Genomic DNA, 18,656 nt, shown 5'->3' on the forward strand with positions numbered 1-18,656 from the left:
GTGAAGATCGTTCTGATGTCGGGCAGTACCCGACGGGACTCGCTGAACACCACCGTCCTGGAGACCGTGCGCCACGTCCTGGCGGGCCTCCCCGGCGCGCACGAGGCGGTGGACCTCCCCGTCGCGCAACTGCCGTACTACGAAGCGGGCCTGGAGCTCGCCGACGGTTCGCCGGAGGTGCGCGCGGCCAAGGAACTGGTCGCCGGTGCCGACCTGCTGTTCATCAGCACCCCCTCCTACAACGGCGCGATGCCGGGCGCGCTGAAGAACGCGCTCGACTGGCTCTCCCGCGCGGACGGAGCCCGCCCCAGCCCGCTGAACGGCACCGTGACGGCCGTGGTCAGTGCCTCCCCGGGAGCGCGCGGCGGCCTCGACGCGCAGCCCGGACTGGTCACCGTGCTCGGCCGCTGCGGCGCGCACGTCGTGGAGCACGAGCCCGTCGGCGTCGCCCGTGCCGGCGAGCTGGCCGTCCAAGGCGGCCGGTACACGGACCCGGAGCTGGTGGCCCGGCTGGAGAGCCTGACCCGCGCGGCGCTCGCCGCCGTCGAGGCGCGCGCGGAGGTGCTGGTCTGATGGCGCGCGACAAGGAGCCCGGCCTGCTCGCGATCATGAAGGAGGACCTGGACGTCGTCGTCGCCCAGGACCCCTCCATGCGCAACCGCCGTGAGGCCCTGCTGCACGCGGCACTGCCCGCCCTGTGGGCGCACCGCGTCGCCCACCGCCTGCACCGGCGTGGCATGCGCATGACTGCCGGGCTCATCGCCTGGCAGGCCCGCCGCAAGACCTCCGTGGAGATCCACCCCGGTGCGGTCCTCGGCCGACGGGTGTTCATCGACCACGGCGCGGCCGTCGTGATCGGCGAGACCGCGGTGGTCGGCGACGACGTGACCATCTACCACCAGGTGACCCTGGGGGCCGTCGGCTGGTGGAGCGACAACAAGCGGCCGGCGGGCGAACGCCGCCACCCGGTGGTGGGCCACCACGTGGTGCTCGGCACGAACGCGACGGTCCTCGGCCCCGTCACCATCGGCGAACACGCCGTCATCGGAGCCCAGGCCCTCGTCAACAAGGACGTCCCCCCGGGAGCCCGCGTCCTCGCCGCCACCGCCGTGATCAAAGCGGTCGGCGAGCAGCCCCAGCCGATGGAGGACCTGTACGCGGTGACGGCCTCGGCCGGCTCCTGGTAGGAGGGAACACCCGCCCTCCCGCCTCGCACCAGCCCCCCACGAAGACTGCGCCGGCGTACGGGTCACCGTACGGACACCCCGACTCGCAGCCGCACGACCCGACTTGTGAGGAACCACACGTGGAAAGCCGTAAGACGCGCCCCATCGCCGACAGCATCGAGGACCTGATCGGTTCCACCCCGCTGATCCGCCTGCACTTCGAGGACACCGCCCCGGGCACGCAGGTGCTGGCCAAGCTGGAGGCCGCCAATCCGATGTCCACCAGCAAGGACCGCGCCGCCCTCTACATGCTGCGGGCCGCCGAGCAGCGCGGCGAACTCACCCCCGGCGGCGGCACGGTGATCGAGGCGACCTCCGGCAACACCGGGATCTCCCTGGCCGCCCTCTGCGCCTCCCGTGGCCACCGCTGCGTCATCGTGCTCCCCGACAGCGCCACCCGCGAGCGGATCGCCCTGCTCAGGGCGCTCGGCGCGGAGGTCGTGCGGACCCCGCGCGAGCAGGGCTACTCGGGGGCGATCGCCAAGGCGGAGGAGCTGCACGCGGCGACGCCCGGTTCCTGGTTCCCCCGCCAGCACGAGAACGCCGACAACGTCCGGGCCCACTACGAGACCACCGGCCCGGAGATCTGGGCCGACACGGAGGGCCGCGTCGACGTCCTGGTCTGCGGCGTGGGCACCGGCGGCACCCTGAGCGGCATCGCCGCGTACCTCAAGGAGCAGAACCCGGAGATACGCGTCGTCGCGGTCGAGCCGGAGAACTCCCCGGTCCTCTCCCAGGGCGTCGGCGGCCTGCACCGCATCCCCGGCCTCAACGGCGGCTTCGTGGCCCCCACCACCGAGGTCTCGCTCATCGACAACGTGGTGACCGTCACCGACGAGGACGCGCTGGCCGCGGCCCGGCAACTCGCGCGCCGCCAGGGCATCTTCGCCGGCGTGTCCTCCGGCGCCGTCGCCCACGCCGCCGCCCGGCTGGCCGCCCACCCGGACTACGTCGGCGCGTCGATCGTCACCCTGCTGCCCGACACCGGCGAGCGCTACCTGAGCCTGTGGGACGAGGAGGAGCCAGGGGCCGCCGGGCACTCGACGGCCCGGCATCCCGCCGCAGCGCGGCGCCCCGCCCCTCCGGCGCCTTCGGGGACCGCCCCCCGGACCACGGCGCCCCAGGCCACGGCCGCGCCGACCACGGACCAGTCCCTGGCGCTGACCACCAAGTCCTGACCACGAGGTCCCGGCCCCGGCGGCCGGGCCGCCCGACCCCGGCGTTGTCGCAGCCGCCTGGCAGCATGCCCGGTATGGATCTCGAACACGCGCTCGCCGGCCTCGACGGCCACCCCTGGCAGGACTCCTCCCACGCCTACGGCGGCGCGGAGGACCTGCCCGCCCTCCTGCGGGACCTCGCCGGGGCCGACGAGGGCGCGTCGGACGAGGCCCTGGAGGAGCTGTACGGGAGCCTGCTGCACCAGGGCACGGTCTACACCGCGAGTGCGGAGGCCGTGCCCTTCCTGGTCCGCATCGCCGCCGCCGGTCACCGCACGGCGGACCTCCTGGCCCTGCTGGCCGGCATGGCCGGGAGCACGGACGAGCACGGCGTGGCGCCGGGCGCCCTCCGCTCCGCCGTGGCCGGGCAGCTTCCGCTGCTGCTGCCGCTGCTCGGCGCCCCCGCGGCCGAGGTCCGCGGCCGCGCCGCCTGGGCCCTGTCGAGCACCGGGGCGACCGGGCCCGTCCTGCCCGCGCTCCGGACCCGCTGGGCGCGGGAGACCGACCCCCGCACCCGCGCGGAGCTGCTGGCCGCGATGTCCCGGCTGGACGCACGGTCCGCCGCGGCGGCGGCCGGCCCCGTCCTGGGCCCCGCCCATCCGGCCGAGCTGCGCCTGGCCGCCGTCTTCGCCGCCCTGCACGCGGGCGTGGACTGGACGCACGAGCACCACACGACCCTGCTGGCCGTCCTGCCGACCGCCCCCCTCGTGGCCGGCAGCCGCGGCCTGACGGGTCGTCAGTCCCTGGCGGACGCCGTCGAGGTCCTGCTGGGACGGGGTGACGAGGCCCACCGCGAGGCGGCGTTCGCGCTGCTCGACGCCGCCCTGCGCGATCCGCGGGCCGACGTCCGCGCGGAGGCGGTCCGGGCCGCCGCCCGCGCGTGCGCGCTCTCGCGGAGCGCCGCGCGGCTGGTGCCCGCCCTCGCCGCGGCGGCCGTGGACGACGCGGCCGTCGCCGCCGTGGCCCCGCTCCTCGGCCTGCTGGGAGCCGCCGCCGAACCGGCCGCACCGGTGCTTGCGGCCCTGGCGGGCCGCCACCCGGAGGAGGAGGACGACCTCGCGGACCGGGTCCTCGCCGCGCTCGTACGGATCGACCCGGGCCTGGCCGCGCCGCTCCTCGCCCGGGCCCTCGGCCACCGCCCGCGGGCCCTGGGAGCGGCCGCCGGCCTGCTGTCCGCGCCCGACCCCGCCTTTCCGTACGACCCCGCCCTCCTCGACGCCGTCCGACGCCGGTTCGCCCGGCCCGAGTCCGTGGACGGAAGGGAGGCCTGGCAGCTCGCGAACCTGCTGGCAGGCTGGGGCCCCCGGGCCGCCGGGGCGCTCCCGGAGGTGATGACCGCCCTGCGCCGCCACCAGCGGCAGACGGCTCCCGCCGTCGCCGCCCTCGCGGCCCGCCTCCCGCCGGCCGAGCGCGCCCGGGCGGCCGGGGCGCTCCGGACCGCCGCCGCGCAGGACGAGGCGCTGTCCGTGGCGGGGGCCCTGTACGAACTGACCGGCGACGCGGAGGTGCTGCTGGAGCGCATCGCCCGGCAACTGGCGGGCGACCACCACGAGGTGATGCGGGCCGCCGAGGCGGCGGGCGGGCTCGGCCCCCTGGCCTCCCCGCTGGTCCCGCTGCTGCGAGCGGCCCTCTCGGACCCCGGTGCCGCGCCGGTCCTGCCCGCCCTCGACGCCGACAGGGCCCTCGCCGAAGCGCTCTGGCACATCGGCGGGGACGCCGTGACGGCCGTGGCGGCCCTCGACCGGGTGCTCGCCCATTGCGCCGCGGAGCCCTGGGGATGCTGGTCCGCGATCCGCGCCGCCCGGGCCGCGGCGGCCATCGGACCGGCCGCGCGGTCCCTGGCACCCCGTCTGGAGGCGCTGCTCGGCGAGCCCGAGCGGGTGCCGGCGGCGGCGCGGGCCCTCGCCGCCGTGGCCCGGCCCGGTACCCCGGCCCGGAGCACCCTGGCCGGGGCGGTGCTGGACTCCGTCGGGCGGGGGGCCGACCCGCTGGAGGTCTGCGACGCCCTCGAAGCGCTGGGCGGCGCCGCCTTGACCCCCGCCCAGCGGGACCGGCTGGCCGTGCTGGCGGAGGGCGACGCCCGGGTGGCCGGCCCGGGGATGGAGCAGCGCGGCGTCCAGGACGACGAGCGGCTCCGGGCCCGCCTCCGCACCCTGCTCGCCGCCCCCGCGTAGAACCGCCCACCCCGCAGGACCGCCCCCTGCGCACCGGCGCGGCCCGCCCGGTCCGGGGGCCGGTGACCTCCGCGGCCCGCCCCGCGGCGGCGCAACCGGCCGTGGGCCGCCCGGCGTCCGAAGGGCGGGGGTGGTGGGCGTGGCGGAGGGGGAAGCGCGGGAGAGGCGGTTCGGCGGGGTGGTGCTGCCCACGGCCGCCGCGGCGCTCGTGTACGGGTGGGCCCGTTGGTGCTTCGGCGGGTCCGCGCCCCCGTCACCCACCGTCGCAGTGGCGGGCGGGGCGGTCCTCGTCCTCGGCGCGCCGGTGGCGTACTTCCTGTGCGCCCGCGGGGCCGGCGGCCTCTTCGGTGCGCTCTTCCTCGCGCTGGGACTGCTCGCGACGGTGGCGGCCACCGAGCAGGCCGCGGCCCGCGGTGCGGTCGCCACCTGCGTCGTCCGCGAGGCCCGGGCCGAGACCGAGGCCTCGTTCGGCGAGGGCGGTGCGGAGAGGACGGTGTACCGCCTCGCACTGGACTGCCCCGGCGGCTACCCGGCCGAGCTCAAGGACGCCCCGTCCGCCGTCCCCCGGGGCGCGGAGGTCCGGGTCGCCCACGACCCCCGGCGCCGGGTCTCCCCGGCGCGGGCCGGCGGGGCCTCTCCCTGGAAGGCGGCGCTGACCGCCGCCTTCCTCCTCGGCCTCAGCACCGCCCTGGCGGCGGGCCGGCACCGTCTCGAACCGTGAATTCACGCCACCCGAAGGACAGTTGCGGGGAGCCGTCTGGCGCAACGGAATCCGAAGCGAACAAGCCGATTCGCCGTTGATTCGCAAGTTACCTGCGGGTTTCGCTAATAAAAACATGGCCGATGACTTGCGTAACCCCCAGCCCTCCGACAGTATCGGCCCCGTTCCGCCTCACCGCGCCCGGACGAGCACCGGCAACCCCGTGCCGTCCCACGCCCCGCGAGCCGCCCGATCCGAGCGGTCGCCCGTACGCGCCCACCTCCGAGGCACACCCCCTTTTCCCACGCGACCCCTCATGTCGCGTTCCCTCTCATTCACCTACCCTCGAAGGCAAGGCAGAGATGGCACCACTGGCCTCGCGCCGACGTACCCAGGCAGCCGACCGGCACCCGGTGGACGTGGTCCCCCCGTTCTCCCAGCTGTCGCTGTACGGCTTCCAGCACGTCTTGGCGTTCTACGCCGGCGCGGTCCTCGTACCGATCATCCTGGGCAACAGCCTGGGACTCTCCCCCCGCGAACTCGTCTACCTGATCAACGCCGACCTCGTCACGGCCGGCATCGCCACCCTCATCCAGGCGTGGGGCTTCTGGCGGATCGGCGCCCGCCTCCCGCTCGTCCAGGGTGCGACCTTCACCGCCGTCTCCCCGATGATCGCCATCGGCCAGGGCGCGGGCGGCGGGACGGCCGGCCTCCTGGTGGTCTACGGAGCCGTCATCACCGGCGGCATCGCCACGTTCCTGCTCGCACCGTTCGTCGGACGGCTCGCCAAGTACTTCCCCCCGATCGTCACCGGCACCCTCCTGACGGTCATCGGCGTCGTGCTCATCCCCGTCGCCCTCCAGGACGTGGGCGGCGGCTCAGGGCTGATCGGCAAGCCCGGCTACGGCGCCCCGGAGCACCTCGCCTACGCCGGCGGCACCCTCCTGCTCATCCTGCTCCTCTCCCGCTTCGGCGGGCCGTTCCTGCGCAGCGTGGCGGTCCTGCTCGGCCTCGTCGGCGGCACCGTCGCCGCCTGGCTGTTCGGCGACGCCGACCTCACCGCCGTCGAGCAGGCCGACTGGGTCGGCGTGAGCGCCCCGTTCCACTACGGCGTACCGCAGTTCCACCTCTTCCCGATGCTCGCGATGGTCGTCGTCATGGTGATCACCATGGTCGAGACCACCGGAGACGTCTACGCCATGGGGGAGATCACCGGACGGGAGGTGGACGGCGAGACGGTCGGCCGCGCGCTGCGCGCCGACGGCCTGGCCACCGTCCTCGGCGGCCTGTTCAACTCCTTCCCCTACGTGGCCTTCGCCGAGAACATCGGCCTGGTCCGGATCTCCCGGGTCACCAGCCGGTTCGTGGTGGTCGCCGCCGGCTTCTTCATGATCCTCCTGGGCCTGGTGCCCAAGGCCGGCGCGGTCGTCGCCTCCGTCCCGCACCCGGTGCTCGGCGGCGCCGCCGTCGCGATGTTCGGCATGGTCGCCACCGTCGGGATCCAGATCCTGGCCAAGGTCGACCTGAGGGAGGAGCGCAACGCGCTGATCCTGGCGCTCAGCCTGGGCGCGGCGATGCTGCCGGCCGTCGTCGGCCCGTTCTTCGACCGCATGCCCACGGAGGTGCGGGCCGTCCTCGGCAGCGGCATCACCCTCGGCAGCCTCACCGCCGTCCTGCTGAACCTGTTCTTCCACAGCCCGACCGCCCGCACCGTACGGGAGGAGACCCAGATCGACTGGGACGCCTTCGCCGACGCCCGGCCGGCGAGGTGACCGGGCCGTGTCCACACCCCCGTTCTCCCCCGCCGAGGCCCGGGCCGCGCGGCAGCGCCTCGGCATGACACCCGCCCAGGTCGTCGCCGCCATGGCGCAGTTGGGCGTGGACCGCCCGCCCGAAGCGGTCCACGCCTGGGAAGCCGGGGCGGTCCCCCCGTCCGAACCCGAGCTCCTCGCCCTCGCCGACGCCCTGTGGTGCCCGGTCGCCGTCCTCATGGCCGTGCGTCCGGCCGCCCTGCGGGAACACCGGCTGGCCCGCGGGTTCACCGCCGAACGCCTCGCCCTGCGCATCGGCATGGACCCGCACGCCTACGCCCGGGCCGAGGCCGAACACCGCTGGCCCGGCACCGACCGCCAGACCCTGCTGCTGGCGGACGCGCTCGGCCTGCCCACGGAGGAACTGCTCGACGTCCTCGACCGGGACGGCGAACTCGTCGGCCTGCTGCGCCAGGCCGTCGAGGGGCGCTGGAAGGCCCACGTCGCGCAACTGGCCCACCTCGCCCAGGCCGACGAGCGGCGGGTGGCGCGCGCACTGAGGGCGCTGCACCGGGAGTACACCCGGTTCGACGAGCGCTACATGGGCCACCTCGTCGCCCGCAACGACGACGCCCGACTGCGGGAGATCGCCGCCGACCGCGCGGCCTGGCTCCGCGCCCTGCCGGAGCGCTTCCGCTCCCTCACCGGCGCGGGTCCGGACCCGGCCGCCCCCTGACCCGCCCCGCGGTGCACGTCGGGCGGCGGGGAGAGGAGGCCCGGGCCCGGCCCGCGGGCGGGCCGGCGCTCCGGTGACCCGGAACCGGCCCGGCCCGGTGCGGTTGCCCCGCACCACGGGCCGGGGACCGGCGGCCCTGCGCGTCAGCCCGCCCGGACGCGCTCCAGTACCGCGATGCCGAGCTCCAGGGCCTCGGCGGGTCCGGCCACGCACTGCTGGAGGTCGATGAAGGCGCTGTCCGCGCCCGTCTCCCGTACGCCGGCGAGCGTCGCGGCGATCTCGTCGGCGCCGGTGCCGGGCCGGACGTTGCACCGGATGTGACGGCTGAGCGCCCCGGGATCGCGGCCCGCCTCCTCGGCCGCCCGCCGGGCCAGGTCCCACAGCCCCGCCTCCACCCGGGCCGGCAGCAGCACCCCGGCCCAGCCGTCGGCGCGCCGGCCCACCCTGCGCATCGCGGCGGGGGAGAGCCCGCCGAGCAGCACGGGCGGACCCCCCGGCCGGGCCGGGCGCAGGCCCACGTACGACTCCGGGATCGACCAGTGCGGGCCCTCGTGGCCGAACACCTCCTCGGTCCAGTAGCCGCGCAGGATGTCGAGGATCTCCTCCAGCCGGGCGCCGCGCCGTGTGAAGTCCGCGTTGACCGCGGTGTATTCGTCGCGCAGCCAGCCGATCCCCAGCCCGGCCACCAGCCGTCCCGCGCTGATCGCGTCGAGGGTGGTGAGGGTGCGGGCCAGCAGCAGCGGCGGGTACCAGGGCGCGTTGAGGGTGCTGGTCGCGAGCACGGCCCGGCTGGTCGCCCCGGCGGCGGCGGTGAGCACCGTCAGCGGGTCGAGGAAGGTGCGGAACCCGGGCGGGTACGGCTCCTGCGCGGTGTGGCCGGGGTAGAGGTCGCTGGGCGAGACCGGGGCGAGCGAGCGGTCGCCGACCCACAGCCGGCCGAAGCCGGCCTCCTCCGCCTGACGGGCGAACGGCGCGATCCACTCGGGGCGGGCGTGGCCGCCGTACTGGGGCAGGGCTATTCCGATGTCCATCGGGCCAGTCTCGGCCGGACGCGGCGCCCGGGCCGCGGGTTCGGGGCCGTCGGCGTGGCGTGCGCCCTTCCCCGGCTACCCGCGCGGCCCGTACATGATCACGCCCACGCCGGCGAGGCAGACCAACGCCCCGATGACGTCCGCCCGGTCGGGACGGTACCCGTCGAGGACCACGGCCCAGGCGAGCGACCCGGCCACGAACACCCCGCCGTAGGCGGCCAGGATCCTGCCGAAGTTCGCGTCCTCCTGCAGGGTCGCGACGAAGCCGTAGACGCCGAGGGCGATCACCCCCGCACCGATCCACGCCCACCCGCGGTGCTCCCGCACCCCCTGCCAGACCAGCCAGGCCCCGCCGATCTCGAACAGGGCGGCGACGGCGAACAGGGCGACGGAGCGAACGATGAGCACGTCAACTACTTTCGGGGTCGGAGGCAACCCGAAACTACAGCGGTCGCCGGATGCGCGCACCGCGCGCCTTCCGGCAGGCGGGGGAGTGTGGTACGGCCGGACGTGCGGCAACCCCGGCCCGGGAGGCGCCCTCCCCCCGGTCTTCGGCGCAGCCCCGCCGATCGGGTGGTGACGGCGGCCCGGTCGCCTATCCTGCCTGCCCATGACCGTTCTGCAAGGTGCTTCCGTCGTCCTCCGCCCCACCCTCACCGAGGAGATCCCCGCCCTGGCCGCCATCCGGGCCACTCCCGAAGTCCGGGCGCGGTGGCGGGGCGGGGACGACCTCGAAGCGGAGATCGCCGGCGATCTGGAGGACTCCGGCACGATCTGCCTCACCATCAGGTACGAGCAGCGCGTCGTCGGCATGATCCAGTGGTACTCCGAGGAGGAGCCGGACTACCGGCACGCCGGCGTCGACCTCTTCCTCGACCCCGCCGTGCACGGCAGGGGGCTGGGCACCGACGCCGTGCGCACCCTCGCCCGCCACCTCGTCGACGACCGCGGCTACCACCGCCTGGTCATCGACCCGGCGGCCGACAACGCCGCGGCGATCCGCTGCTACGAAAAGGTCGGCTTCCGGCCGGTCGGCACCATGCGGCAGTACGAGCGCGGACCCGACGGCACCTGGCACGACGGCCTCCTGATGGACCTCCTGGCTCCTGAACTCAGGCGCTGAGCGCCCCCGGCGGTGGTGTGCGGTGAATGGTCGGCACCCGCCGGCGCCCGCGCCCGGCTCCGGAACCGGTCGCTGGCACCGGACGGGTTGCCGCCTGGGCCCGCACCGATCCTGCCGCCTCGCCAGGAGCCCAGTCAATCCTGGGGTTTCCTTGCCCAGACCCAAGCCCTAGCTTGGATCACATGACCTTGGACGACCTACGGGTGTTCGTCGCCGTGTGCCGGGCAGGAAGCCTCAGCGGCGTGGCACGGGAACTGGGCTGTACGCAGTCCGCGGTGAGCCAGCACGTCAAGCGGCTCGAACGGGAGACGGGCGTGGGCCTGCTGGAGCGCCGGCCGCGCGGCGTCGTGCCCACCCCGGCCGGACGCGTCCTCCACGAGGCCGCCGCCGAGGGGATCGGCGCGCTGGACCGGGCGCTGCGCCGGATCGGCGAAATGGCCGAGGGCGAGGGTGGCTCCGTCCGCGTCGGCACCGGCGGGGCCACCGTCCGCCACTTCATGGCCGAGGCCATCGCCGCCTTCCGCCGGCGCCACGCCCGGGTCAGCCTGGAGTTCCGCACCGAGACCTCCAGCCGCCGCTGCTTCGACGCCCTCCTGGCCGGCACCCTGGACCTCGCCTGGGTCACCATCGGTCCGCCGGTGCCCGGCATCGAGCAGCGCCCCGTGGTCGACCTCCCCTGGGTCCTCGCGGTCCGCGCGGAGCACCCGCTCGCGGCCCGCCCGGCCGTCGGCCCCGCCGACCTCACCGGCCTGCGCCTCGTCCGCCTCCCGCCCAACTCCCTCTCCGGCGCCCGCCTGGACGCGGCCTTCACCGAACTCGGCGTCCGCGTCGGCTCCGACACCAGCGTCGCCGACTGGGACACCGCACTGCTGCTCGCCGAACTCGGCCTCGGCCACACCGTCGTACCGGCCGTCCCCGGGCTCCGGGCCCCGGCCGACGGTCCGCTGCGCCTCGTTCCCGTACCCGCCCTGCCCCCGCTCCCGGTCGGCTGGGCGGTCCGCCGCTGGGACGCCCTCACCCCGCTTGCCCGTGCCTTCGCCGACACCGTCGCCGGGAGCTGCGCGCCCTCGGAACCCTTCGGAGCAGACCGCATTTGACCCTCCCCCCACGTCAGGCTTCAAGCTGAACGCCGACGAAAGGGCAGGTGGATGAGTTACTCCGTGGGACAGGTCGCGGCTTTCGCCGGGGTGACGGTGCGTACGCTGCACCACTACGACAAGGCGGGGCTGCTCTCGCCCGGCAGCCGCAGCCCCGCCGGATACCGGCTCTACGACGACGCGGACCTGGCCCGCCTCCAGCAGATCCTCTTCTACCGCGAGCTCGGCTTCACCCTCGACGACACGGCCGCGATCCTCCAGGACCCGCAGGTGAACGTCCTGGAGCACCTGGAGGCCCGGCAGCGGCAGCTCGGCGAGGAGATCGCCAGGCTCCAGCGGCTCGCCGAGGTGGCGTCCCGGGCCGTCGAGGTCCAGCGGACCGGGGTCGAACTGACCCCGCAGGAACGCTTCGAGGTGTTCGGCGAGATCGCCTTCGACCTGAGCTACGCCACGGAGGCGGAGCGGAAGTGGACCGGCTCCGAGGGCGGCCGCGAGGCGATGGCGCGCGCCGCCGCCCACACCAAGGACGACTGGCGCCGGCTCATGCGCGAGGCCACCGCCTGGCGTGCCGAGCTGCTCGGCGCCTTCGACCAGGGGGAGCCCGCCGACGGCGGGCGGGCCATGGACCTCGCCGAGGAACACCGGCTGCACGTCTCGCGGTGGTTCACCTCCTGCACGCCCGGCATGCACCGGCGCATCGCGGACGACTTCCTCGCCGACCCCCGCGCCTTCGCCCTCGTCGTACCGCACGCGCAGCAGCGCCCGGGCCTCGCCGCCTACCTGCGCGAGGCCGTGCACGCCAACGCGGCCCGCCGCACGGACGGCCGCACCGACACCGAAGAGGAACGATGAGGATACTGATCGCCGCCGCCGGATCGCGCGGCGACGTCGACCCCTACACGGGCCTGGGCGCCGCCCTCCGCGCCGCCGGCCACGAGGTCGCCCTGGCCACCACCGAGCCCTTCGCACCCCTCGTGCGCGCCGCCGGCCTGGAGTTCCGCGGCCTCCCCGCCGACAGCCGCCGGCACGGCGACGTCGGCGACCGGCGCGAGCTGATGCGCACCGCCTCCGCCTTCCTCGCCGGGCTGGGCCAGGGCTTCGCCGACGCCGTGGACGAGGGCACGGACCTGCTCCTGCTGTCCACCACCACCGCCCCGCTCGGCTGGCATCTCGCCGAGGCCACCGGAACGCCCAGCCTCGGCGTCTACCTCCAGCCCACCGCTCCCACCGGCGACTTCCCGCCCGTCGTCACCGGCGCACGCTCCCTGGGCCGCCTCGGCAACCGCGCGATGGGACGGTTCGCGCTGCACATGGCCGACCGGATCAGCGAGGAGGGCGTCGCCCGGCTGCGCGACCGCCTCGGACTGGCGCCGCTCGCGGCCTCCGCCATGCGCCGGCGGCAGGAGCGGGCGCAGTGGCCCGTCCTGCACGGCTGCAGCACGGCACTGGTTCCGGCCCCGTCCGACTGGCGGCCGGGGCTGGACGTCGTGGGCAACTGGTGGCCGCACGTCGCCCCGGACGCACGGCTCCCCGCCGACCTGGAGGACTTCCTGGGCGCCGGCCCCCCGCCCGTCCTCATCGGCTTCGGCAGCATGGCCGCCGGCGAGGGCGAGCGGCTCGGCGACCTCGCCGTACGGGCCCTGCGCCGCGCCGGGCTGCGCGGCGTCCTGCAGGGCGGCAGCGCCGGGCTCACGGCGGACGGCGGCCCGGACGTCCTGACCGTCGGGGACCTCCCGCACGCCCTCCTCTTCCCCCGGCTCGCCGCCGTCGTCCACCATGCCGGGGCCGGCACCTCCGCGGCCGCGCTGCGCGCCGGGATCCCGGCGGTGGCCGTCCCCGTGGCGGCGGACCAGCCGTTCTGGGCGCGCCGTCTCGCCGCGCTCGGCGCGGCCCCCGACCCCGTCCCCTTCGGCGCCCTCACCGCGGAGGCGCTCGCCGACTCCCTCGGCCGGGTCGTGAGGCGGGAGGGGTACGCCCGGGCCGCCCGGGCGGCCGCGCGGCACATGCGGACCGAGGAGGCGGCGGCACGGGTGCTGCGCGCCGTCGAGGGGATCGCCCGCCGCCGGTAGGGGACCGCCCGCGGCCGGTGGCGGCGCGCCGGGAGCGCGCGGCGGATCGGGCCCGCGAAACGTGTCGCCGCGCCCGTCACCGGCCACCTCGTGGAACCGTTTTCCCATGACTGAAGGATCGACTCCCCACATCTCCCCGGCGCGCATCACCGTTCTCGGGGTCCAGCCGGGCGACCCGCCGTTCCGGATCGTCGAGCTCGACGGAGAGATCGTAGGCCGGGCGACGTCGATGACGGACGTCCTGCTGATCGCCGCCGAGGCCGGGGTCACCATCCACGACCTGGACGACCTGGACGAGGTCCGGTGGGTCAGCGGCGGCAAGTTCCACTGGACCCTGCGCTGAGAGAGGCCCCCCAGAACCCCGACCCCACCGGCTCCGATTGACATTCTTGCACTGTCCGTGCAGTTTTATGGCTGCACTGACAGTGCAATGAATGCTGATCGACTCCGGGGCGCGCGCCGCCGCCGGACGGAAAGGGGAGTGCAGGATGTTCCTCGCACTGGGGCGCTGGTGCGCCCACCGGCCGAAACGCGTGGCCGCGGCATGGCTCCTGCTGCTCCTGGCGCTCGGCGGGGCAGTCCTGGGCTACGGCCGGGTCACCAGCGAGGCCGTGAAGATACCCGGCAGCGACAGCCAGGCCGCCCTGGACACCGCCGCCGTGGCCTTCCCCGGCCCCGCCTCCGGCAACCAGCCGCTCGTCCTGCACACCGCCGCCGACGGGCAGCCCCTGACGGCGCAGGCGGCCCGGGACGCCGTGGAACGCGCCGCCCGGGACATCGCCCGGGTACCGCACGTCATCGCCGTCACCTCGCCGTACGACCGCCCGGGCGGCCCCGCGGTCAGCGCGGACGGCCACACCGCCTACCTCACCCTCGGCCTCGACGTCACCGGCCGGGACATCACCCCCGCCCTCACCCACTGGATCACCGACGCCGCCGCCCCGGCCGCCGCCGCCGGCATCGAGGTCACCCCGGGCGGGGACCTGGCCGCCGCCGTGGACCGGCCCGACACCGGCCACAGCGAGCTGATCGGGCTGGCCGCCGCCGCGGTGGTGCTCCTCCTCGGCTTCCGCAAGGCCGCCGCCGCGGGGCTCCCGCTCGTCGTCGGCATCGCCGGGCTGGCGGTGTCCCTGGCCGCGGTCGGGCTGGCCGGGCACCTCATGGACATGCCGTCCTCGGGCAGCACCATCGCCGCCATGATCGGCCTGGGCGTCGGCATCGACTACACCCTGTTCAGCCTCACCCGCTTCCGCGAACTGCGCGGCCGCGGCGCCGCCGCCGCGGAAGCGGCCGCCCTCGCCACGGCCACCGCCGGCAAGGCCGCCGCCTTCGCCGGCTGCGCGGTGATCGCCGCGCTGGCCGGGCTCGCCCTGGGCGGGCTGCCGCTGCTGCGGGCCCTCGCGCTGGCCCCCGCGGTGGCGGTCCTGGTCGCCGTCGCGGCCACCCTCACCCTGCTGCCCGCCCTGCTGAGCCTGCTGTCCCGCTTCCTCGGCGCGACCGCCCCGGCCCACGCACCCGCGACCGCTTCCGCCGACGCCGCCGCCCCCGGCGCGCCGTCCGCGGGCGGCTGGCAGCGGCTGGCCGAACGCGTCGCCGCCCGGCCCTGGCGCCACCTGCTGGCCGGCCTCGCCCTGCTCCTCCTGCTCGCCGCCCCGGCCACCGACCTCGCGTTCGGCCAGCTCGACGCGGGCGACAAGCCGACGGGCTCCGCCAGCCGCACCGCGTACGAGCGGCTCGCGGCGGCGTTCGGACCGGGCGTGACCGGCCCCCTCCAGGTGACGGACACCCTCCCCACCGCCCCCGCCGGCCCGCAGGACCCCCGTGTCGCCAAGGTCTCGGCGGCCCTGGCCCACACCCCGGGCGTGGCGGCCCTGGCCCACACCCCGGGCGTGGCGTCCGTGAGCCCGCCGCAGACCGCGCCGGGCACCCACGCCGTCCGCTGGCAGGTCACCCCCACGACCGCCCCCGGCGACCCGGCCACCGCACGGCTCGTCGACACCCTGCGCCGGGACGTGCTGCCCGCGGCCACCGCCGACGGCGCGGGCACCGCCCACGTGGGCGGTGCACCGGCCACCGTGGCCGACCTCAACGACCGCCTCGCTGACCGGCTGCCGGCCGTCATCGGCGTGGTCGTCGCCGTGGCCTCGCTGCTGCTCCTCGCGGCCTTCCGCTCCCCCCTCCTCGCCCTCAAGGCCGCCGTGCTCAACCTCCTGTCGGTGGCCGCCGCGTACGGGGTCCTCACCGCGGTGTTCCAGTGGGGGTGGGGCGCGCGGGCCATCGGGCTGGAGGGGCCGGTCCCGGTGCCCGGTTACGTCCCGCTGCTGATGTTCGCCGTCCTGTTCGGCCTCTCCATGGACTACGAGGTCTTCCTGCTCACCGCCGTCCGCGAGCGCTACCTCGAAAGCCGTGACGCCCGGCGGGCGGTGGTCCTCGGACTCGCCTCGACCGGCGGGATCATCACCTCCGCCGCGCTGATCATGGTGAGCGTCTTCCTCGCGTACCTGCTCTCGGACGACCCCGTGGTGAAGATGTTCGGGACCGGGCTGGCCGCGGCCGTGGCCCTGGACGTCACCGTGGTCCGCGGACTGCTCGTGCCCACCACGATGACCCTGCTCGGGGACCGCGGCTGGTGGCTGCCGCGGTGGCTCGACCGGATCCTCCCGGACCTGGACATCGAGGGCGCCGCCCACACCCTCCCCGCGTCCGCCGACGCCGGCGGGAGGCGGCCCGCCGCCGTGGGGGCCGCGCCTGACGGACCCGCCGAGCCCGGCCCCGCGCCGCTCCCCACGGCCCCCACCCCGCCCGCCCTGCCCACCCGATGAGGTCCCCGATGAGGCCCCCGACGCGGTTCCGCGCGCCCTCCCCGCGCCCCCTCGGGCGGCGCCGCCGTACGGCGCTCGCGGCCACCGCCGCGCTGCTGCTCGCCCTGCCCGTCGTGGACGCCACCGGCCGGGGCCTGACGGAGAGCCGGATCGCCGACCGGATCGCCCGGCGGCAACCGGGCCTGACGGCACGGCCCGAGGTCTCCGTCGAAGGCCTGCCCTTCCTCCTCGGGGCGGCCCGTGACCGCTACCCCGAGGTCCGGGTGCGCGCCGACGGGACGACCGGCCGGGGCCGTCCGGTCACGGCGGACATCAGGCTCGACGACGTCACCCCCGCGGCCGGCGGATACCGGGCGGCCTCGGCCTCGGCCCGGTTCACCGCCCCGTACGCCTCCCTCGGCGACGGGGCCGACGGGACCACCACGGTCTCCGACGCGGGCGGCGGCCGCCTGCTCATCCGGCGCAGCGTGCTGGGGGCGCCCCTCGCGCTGACGGCGGACGTCCGGCTCGACGACGGCGTCCTGACCCTGCACGCGGCCTCCGCCTCGCTGGCCGGCCGGCCTCTGGACCCGGACGGCCCGCTGATCACCCGGGCGCTCGCCGGGCAGGCCCGTACCCTGCCCGCCCTGCCGCTCGGCCTGCGGCCCACGGGCGTCTCGGCCGACGGGACCGGGGTGACCGTGACCGCCCGGGCCCGGGACGTCGCCCTGGGCTGAGCCGGCCGCCGCCCGCGGCCCTCAGGCCCGCGGGTGGTCGGCCGAGACCAGCAGGTTCAGCACGGTGGCCTCCATCGCCGCCCGTGCCTGCTGCGGGCTCTTCCCGCCGGAGCGCCAGTGGTGCCAGGCACCCCAGGTGGTGACCGCGTCCAGCCCGTCCAGGAGCTCGGCCGCCCGCTCCGCGTCGAGCCGGCCGAGCTCCTCCGCGAAGATCTCCGCGACCCGGCGGCGGGCCTCCGCGAAGGCCTCCTCGGTGACCTGGCGGACGCGCGGCGACGGGTGCTCGATCCGCAGCAGCGTCAGCCGGGCCGGGGTGATCCACTCCAGGATGCGGGCCCGCTGCTCGGCCAGGGCCGCCACCCTGACCCCGCGCGGCCCCGTCACGGGCAGGGGCCGGACCTGCTCGGCCAGCTGTTCCAGCCGCCGGGTGATGGCGAGGTCGACGAGCTCGGACATGTCGACGAAGTGGTGGAACACCAGCCGCCGCGAGACACCGGCCCGTTCCGCCACGCGTTCCGCGGGGAACTCCACGACCCCCTCGTCGAGGAGTTCGAGCAGGGCGTCCGCGATCTTCTCCCGGGTCCGCCGACCCCGCTCCGTCCGCCCGTCCGCCACCGCTCGCCGCCCTCCACTGCCCGTCCAACCGCCCCGACAGCAGCATTTTCGCACCCGGCCGGCCTCACCAGGTCACGTACAGGGCCTCCGGCGAGCGGTGGATGAGCGTGGGACGCATCCGCGGAGCCGGCCGGGCCCCGTCGAGCCGCAGGCCCGGCAGAACCTCCGCGAACAGTTCCAGGGTGACCCGGAGTTGGCCGCGCGCCAGGTGGGAACCCGGGCAGGCGTGCGGGCCGTGGCCGAAGGCCACGTGCGGCCGGCTCCCGGGCCGGCGGATGTCGAAGACGCCGGCGTCCCCGTGCCGCCGCCCGTCCCGGTTGGCCGACGCGTACGCCACGAGCAGCGCGGCGCCGGCGGGCAGCGCGGTCCCGGCGAGCTCCACCGGCCGGGTCGTGACCCGTCGGAAGGCCTGCACCGCCGTGTCGAACCGCAGGCCCTCCTCCACCGCGGCGGGCACGAGCCCCGGATCGGAGCACAGCAGCTCCCACTGCCGCCGGTCGGTGAGCAGGTGCAGCAGGGTGGTGGCGATCAGCGCGCTGGTCGTCAGGAAGCCCGCGATCAGCAGGTTCTGCAGGTGCGCCACCAGCTCGTGGCGCTGTTCGACGCCGAGCCCGGCGCCCGGCGGGGCGGCGGCCGCCGCCAGGTCCGAGCACAGGTCCTCGCGGGGCCGCGCCCTGCGCTCGCGGACATATCCGTCCAGCAGCTCCTGGAGGGCGACGACGTCCTCGGCCGCGGCCACCTGCTCCGGCGGCGACAGCGGGCGGAACAGCAGCTCCTCGGCCCGGTACCCGCCGTGCACGGCGGCCGGCACGTCCGCGGGGTCCAGCCCGATCAGCCGCCCCACCACCAGCCCGGGCAGCTTCCGCGCGTACGCCTCCACCAGCTCGGCGGAACCGGCCGCGGCGACCGGGCCCACCAGCTCCCGCGCGCACCGGCGCGCGTACGGCAGCAGCGCCGCCGACCGCGCGGTCGACAGCGCCCGGTTGAGCGGGGCCCGATGGCGCCGGTGGACGGCCCCGTCGGAGGAGACCACGGTCTGCCGTGGCCCGAACCCGCGTGCCAGCACCCCCAGGGCCGCCTCCGACACCGCGACGTCGGGCAGCAGCGCGTTGGCGGAGGAGAAGTCCTCCGCCCGCCGCAGCACCTCCCGCACGTCCTCGTCCCGCGCGACCAGCCACGCCCCGGCCTCGGGCACGTACGTCAGCCCCGCGGTCCGCCGAGCCCGCTCGTACAGCGGGTACGGATCCCGGTACAGGGCGTCCCGCCGCTCCTGCTCCTGCGTCGCTTGCTCCCGCCCTGCCCCCACGCGCCCTCCGGACCACCCGACAGCCGACCCCGTCCCGCCCGCGCCATCCTGCCGGACCCCCGCCCGGCCCGGA

The 18,656-nt window shown here is 76.4% G+C and carries 18 protein-coding genes; 14 read left to right on the plus strand and 4 right to left on the minus strand.

Features of this window, described 5'->3' with window-relative positions:
- From WDV06_RS11230 to WDV06_RS11260, 7 genes are all read left to right on the plus strand, one after another.
- Complete coding sequence (locus WDV06_RS11230) at positions 1-573, plus strand: NADPH-dependent FMN reductase (protein ID WP_395509510.1); 573 nt, start codon at positions 1-3, stop codon at positions 571-573.
- A complete protein-coding gene (gene epsC / locus WDV06_RS11235) occupies positions 573-1,187 on the plus strand; it encodes a serine O-acetyltransferase EpsC (protein ID WP_395509511.1) in 615 nt (204 codons plus the stop codon). Before WDV06_RS11230 ends, epsC begins: the two co-directional genes overlap by 1 nt.
- Positions 1,188-1,306: 119 nt before the next feature.
- The gene (locus tag WDV06_RS11240; RefSeq protein WP_395509512.1) at positions 1,307-2,404 is read left to right on the plus strand and encodes a PLP-dependent cysteine synthase family protein; all 1,098 of its coding nucleotides are present in this window, start codon (positions 1,307-1,309) and stop codon (positions 2,402-2,404) included.
- 74 nt (positions 2,405-2,478) lie between these two features.
- On the plus strand, positions 2,479-4,617 hold the full coding sequence (locus WDV06_RS11245; RefSeq protein ID WP_395509513.1) for a hypothetical protein: 2,139 nt from the start codon (positions 2,479-2,481) through the stop codon (positions 4,615-4,617).
- A gap of 139 nt (positions 4,618-4,756) precedes the next feature.
- Positions 4,757-5,338, plus strand: coding sequence for a hypothetical protein (locus WDV06_RS11250; RefSeq protein ID WP_395509514.1), 582 nt, complete (start codon positions 4,757-4,759; stop codon positions 5,336-5,338).
- 341 nt (positions 5,339-5,679) lie between these two features.
- Positions 5,680-7,089: a nucleobase:cation symporter-2 family protein gene (locus WDV06_RS11255; protein WP_395509515.1), complete on the plus strand. Its 1,410-nt coding sequence runs from the start codon at positions 5,680-5,682 to the stop codon at positions 7,087-7,089.
- A gap of 7 nt (positions 7,090-7,096) precedes the next feature.
- Positions 7,097-7,804, plus strand: a complete 708-nt coding sequence (locus WDV06_RS11260) for a transcriptional regulator (RefSeq protein ID WP_395509516.1) — start codon at positions 7,097-7,099, stop codon at positions 7,802-7,804.
- 143 nt (positions 7,805-7,947) lie between these two features.
- On the opposite strand, the gene WDV06_RS11265 is transcribed toward WDV06_RS11260, so the two are convergent.
- Together WDV06_RS11265 and WDV06_RS11270 are read right to left on the minus strand one after the other, a co-directional pair.
- Positions 7,948-8,835, minus strand: coding sequence for a TIGR03619 family F420-dependent LLM class oxidoreductase (locus WDV06_RS11265; RefSeq protein ID WP_395509517.1), 888 nt, complete (start codon positions 8,833-8,835; stop codon positions 7,948-7,950).
- A gap of 75 nt (positions 8,836-8,910) precedes the next feature.
- Entirely contained in the window at positions 8,911-9,243 is a 333-nt protein-coding gene (locus tag WDV06_RS11270) for a YnfA family protein (RefSeq protein ID WP_395509518.1), read from the minus strand.
- A gap of 202 nt (positions 9,244-9,445) precedes the next feature.
- Between WDV06_RS11270 and WDV06_RS11275 the strand changes: the two genes are divergently transcribed.
- The 7 genes from WDV06_RS11275 (at position 9,446) to WDV06_RS11305 (ending at position 16,662) form a co-directional block, all read left to right on the plus strand.
- Positions 9,446-9,958, plus strand: a complete 513-nt coding sequence (locus WDV06_RS11275; RefSeq protein WP_395509519.1) for a GNAT family N-acetyltransferase — start codon at positions 9,446-9,448, stop codon at positions 9,956-9,958.
- Between the two features lie 182 nt (positions 9,959-10,140).
- Positions 10,141-11,055: a LysR family transcriptional regulator gene (locus WDV06_RS11280; RefSeq protein WP_395509520.1), complete on the plus strand. Its 915-nt coding sequence runs from the start codon at positions 10,141-10,143 to the stop codon at positions 11,053-11,055.
- Between the two features lie 51 nt (positions 11,056-11,106).
- Positions 11,107-11,907 carry a MerR family transcriptional regulator gene (locus tag WDV06_RS11285; RefSeq protein WP_395509521.1) on the plus strand — a complete coding sequence of 267 codons (801 nt, stop codon included), beginning with the start codon at positions 11,107-11,109 and terminating at the stop codon, positions 11,905-11,907.
- The gene (locus WDV06_RS11290; protein ID WP_395509522.1) at positions 11,904-13,124 is read left to right on the plus strand and encodes a glycosyltransferase; all 1,221 of its coding nucleotides are present in this window, start codon (positions 11,904-11,906) and stop codon (positions 13,122-13,124) included. The genes WDV06_RS11285 and WDV06_RS11290 overlap by 4 nt, the downstream gene beginning before the upstream one ends.
- Before the next feature lie 106 nt (positions 13,125-13,230).
- On the plus strand, positions 13,231-13,467 hold the full coding sequence (locus tag WDV06_RS11295) for a hypothetical protein (protein ID WP_395509523.1): 237 nt from the start codon (positions 13,231-13,233) through the stop codon (positions 13,465-13,467).
- A 145-nt stretch (positions 13,468-13,612) separates the two neighbouring features.
- Positions 13,613-15,946 carry an MMPL family transporter gene (locus WDV06_RS11300; RefSeq protein ID WP_395509524.1) on the plus strand — a complete coding sequence of 778 codons (2,334 nt, stop codon included), beginning with the start codon at positions 13,613-13,615 and terminating at the stop codon, positions 15,944-15,946.
- A gap of 8 nt (positions 15,947-15,954) precedes the next feature.
- On the plus strand, positions 15,955-16,662 hold the full coding sequence (locus tag WDV06_RS11305) for an LmeA family phospholipid-binding protein (RefSeq protein ID WP_395509525.1): 708 nt from the start codon (positions 15,955-15,957) through the stop codon (positions 16,660-16,662).
- A 21-nt stretch (positions 16,663-16,683) separates the two neighbouring features.
- On the opposite strand, the gene WDV06_RS11310 is transcribed toward WDV06_RS11305, so the two are convergent.
- Together WDV06_RS11310 and WDV06_RS11315 are read right to left on the minus strand one after the other, a co-directional pair.
- A complete protein-coding gene (locus WDV06_RS11310) occupies positions 16,684-17,277 on the minus strand; it encodes a TetR/AcrR family transcriptional regulator (RefSeq protein WP_395509526.1) in 594 nt (197 codons plus the stop codon).
- 64 nt (positions 17,278-17,341) lie between these two features.
- Complete coding sequence (locus tag WDV06_RS11315; RefSeq protein ID WP_395509527.1) at positions 17,342-18,583, minus strand: cytochrome P450; 1,242 nt, start codon at positions 18,581-18,583, stop codon at positions 17,342-17,344.
- Positions 18,584-18,656: the final 73 nt, after the last annotated feature.

Source organism: Streptomyces racemochromogenes, from assembly GCF_044129415.1.
Taxonomy (GTDB): Bacteria; Actinomycetota; Actinomycetes; order Streptomycetales; family Streptomycetaceae; genus Streptomyces; species Streptomyces racemochromogenes_A.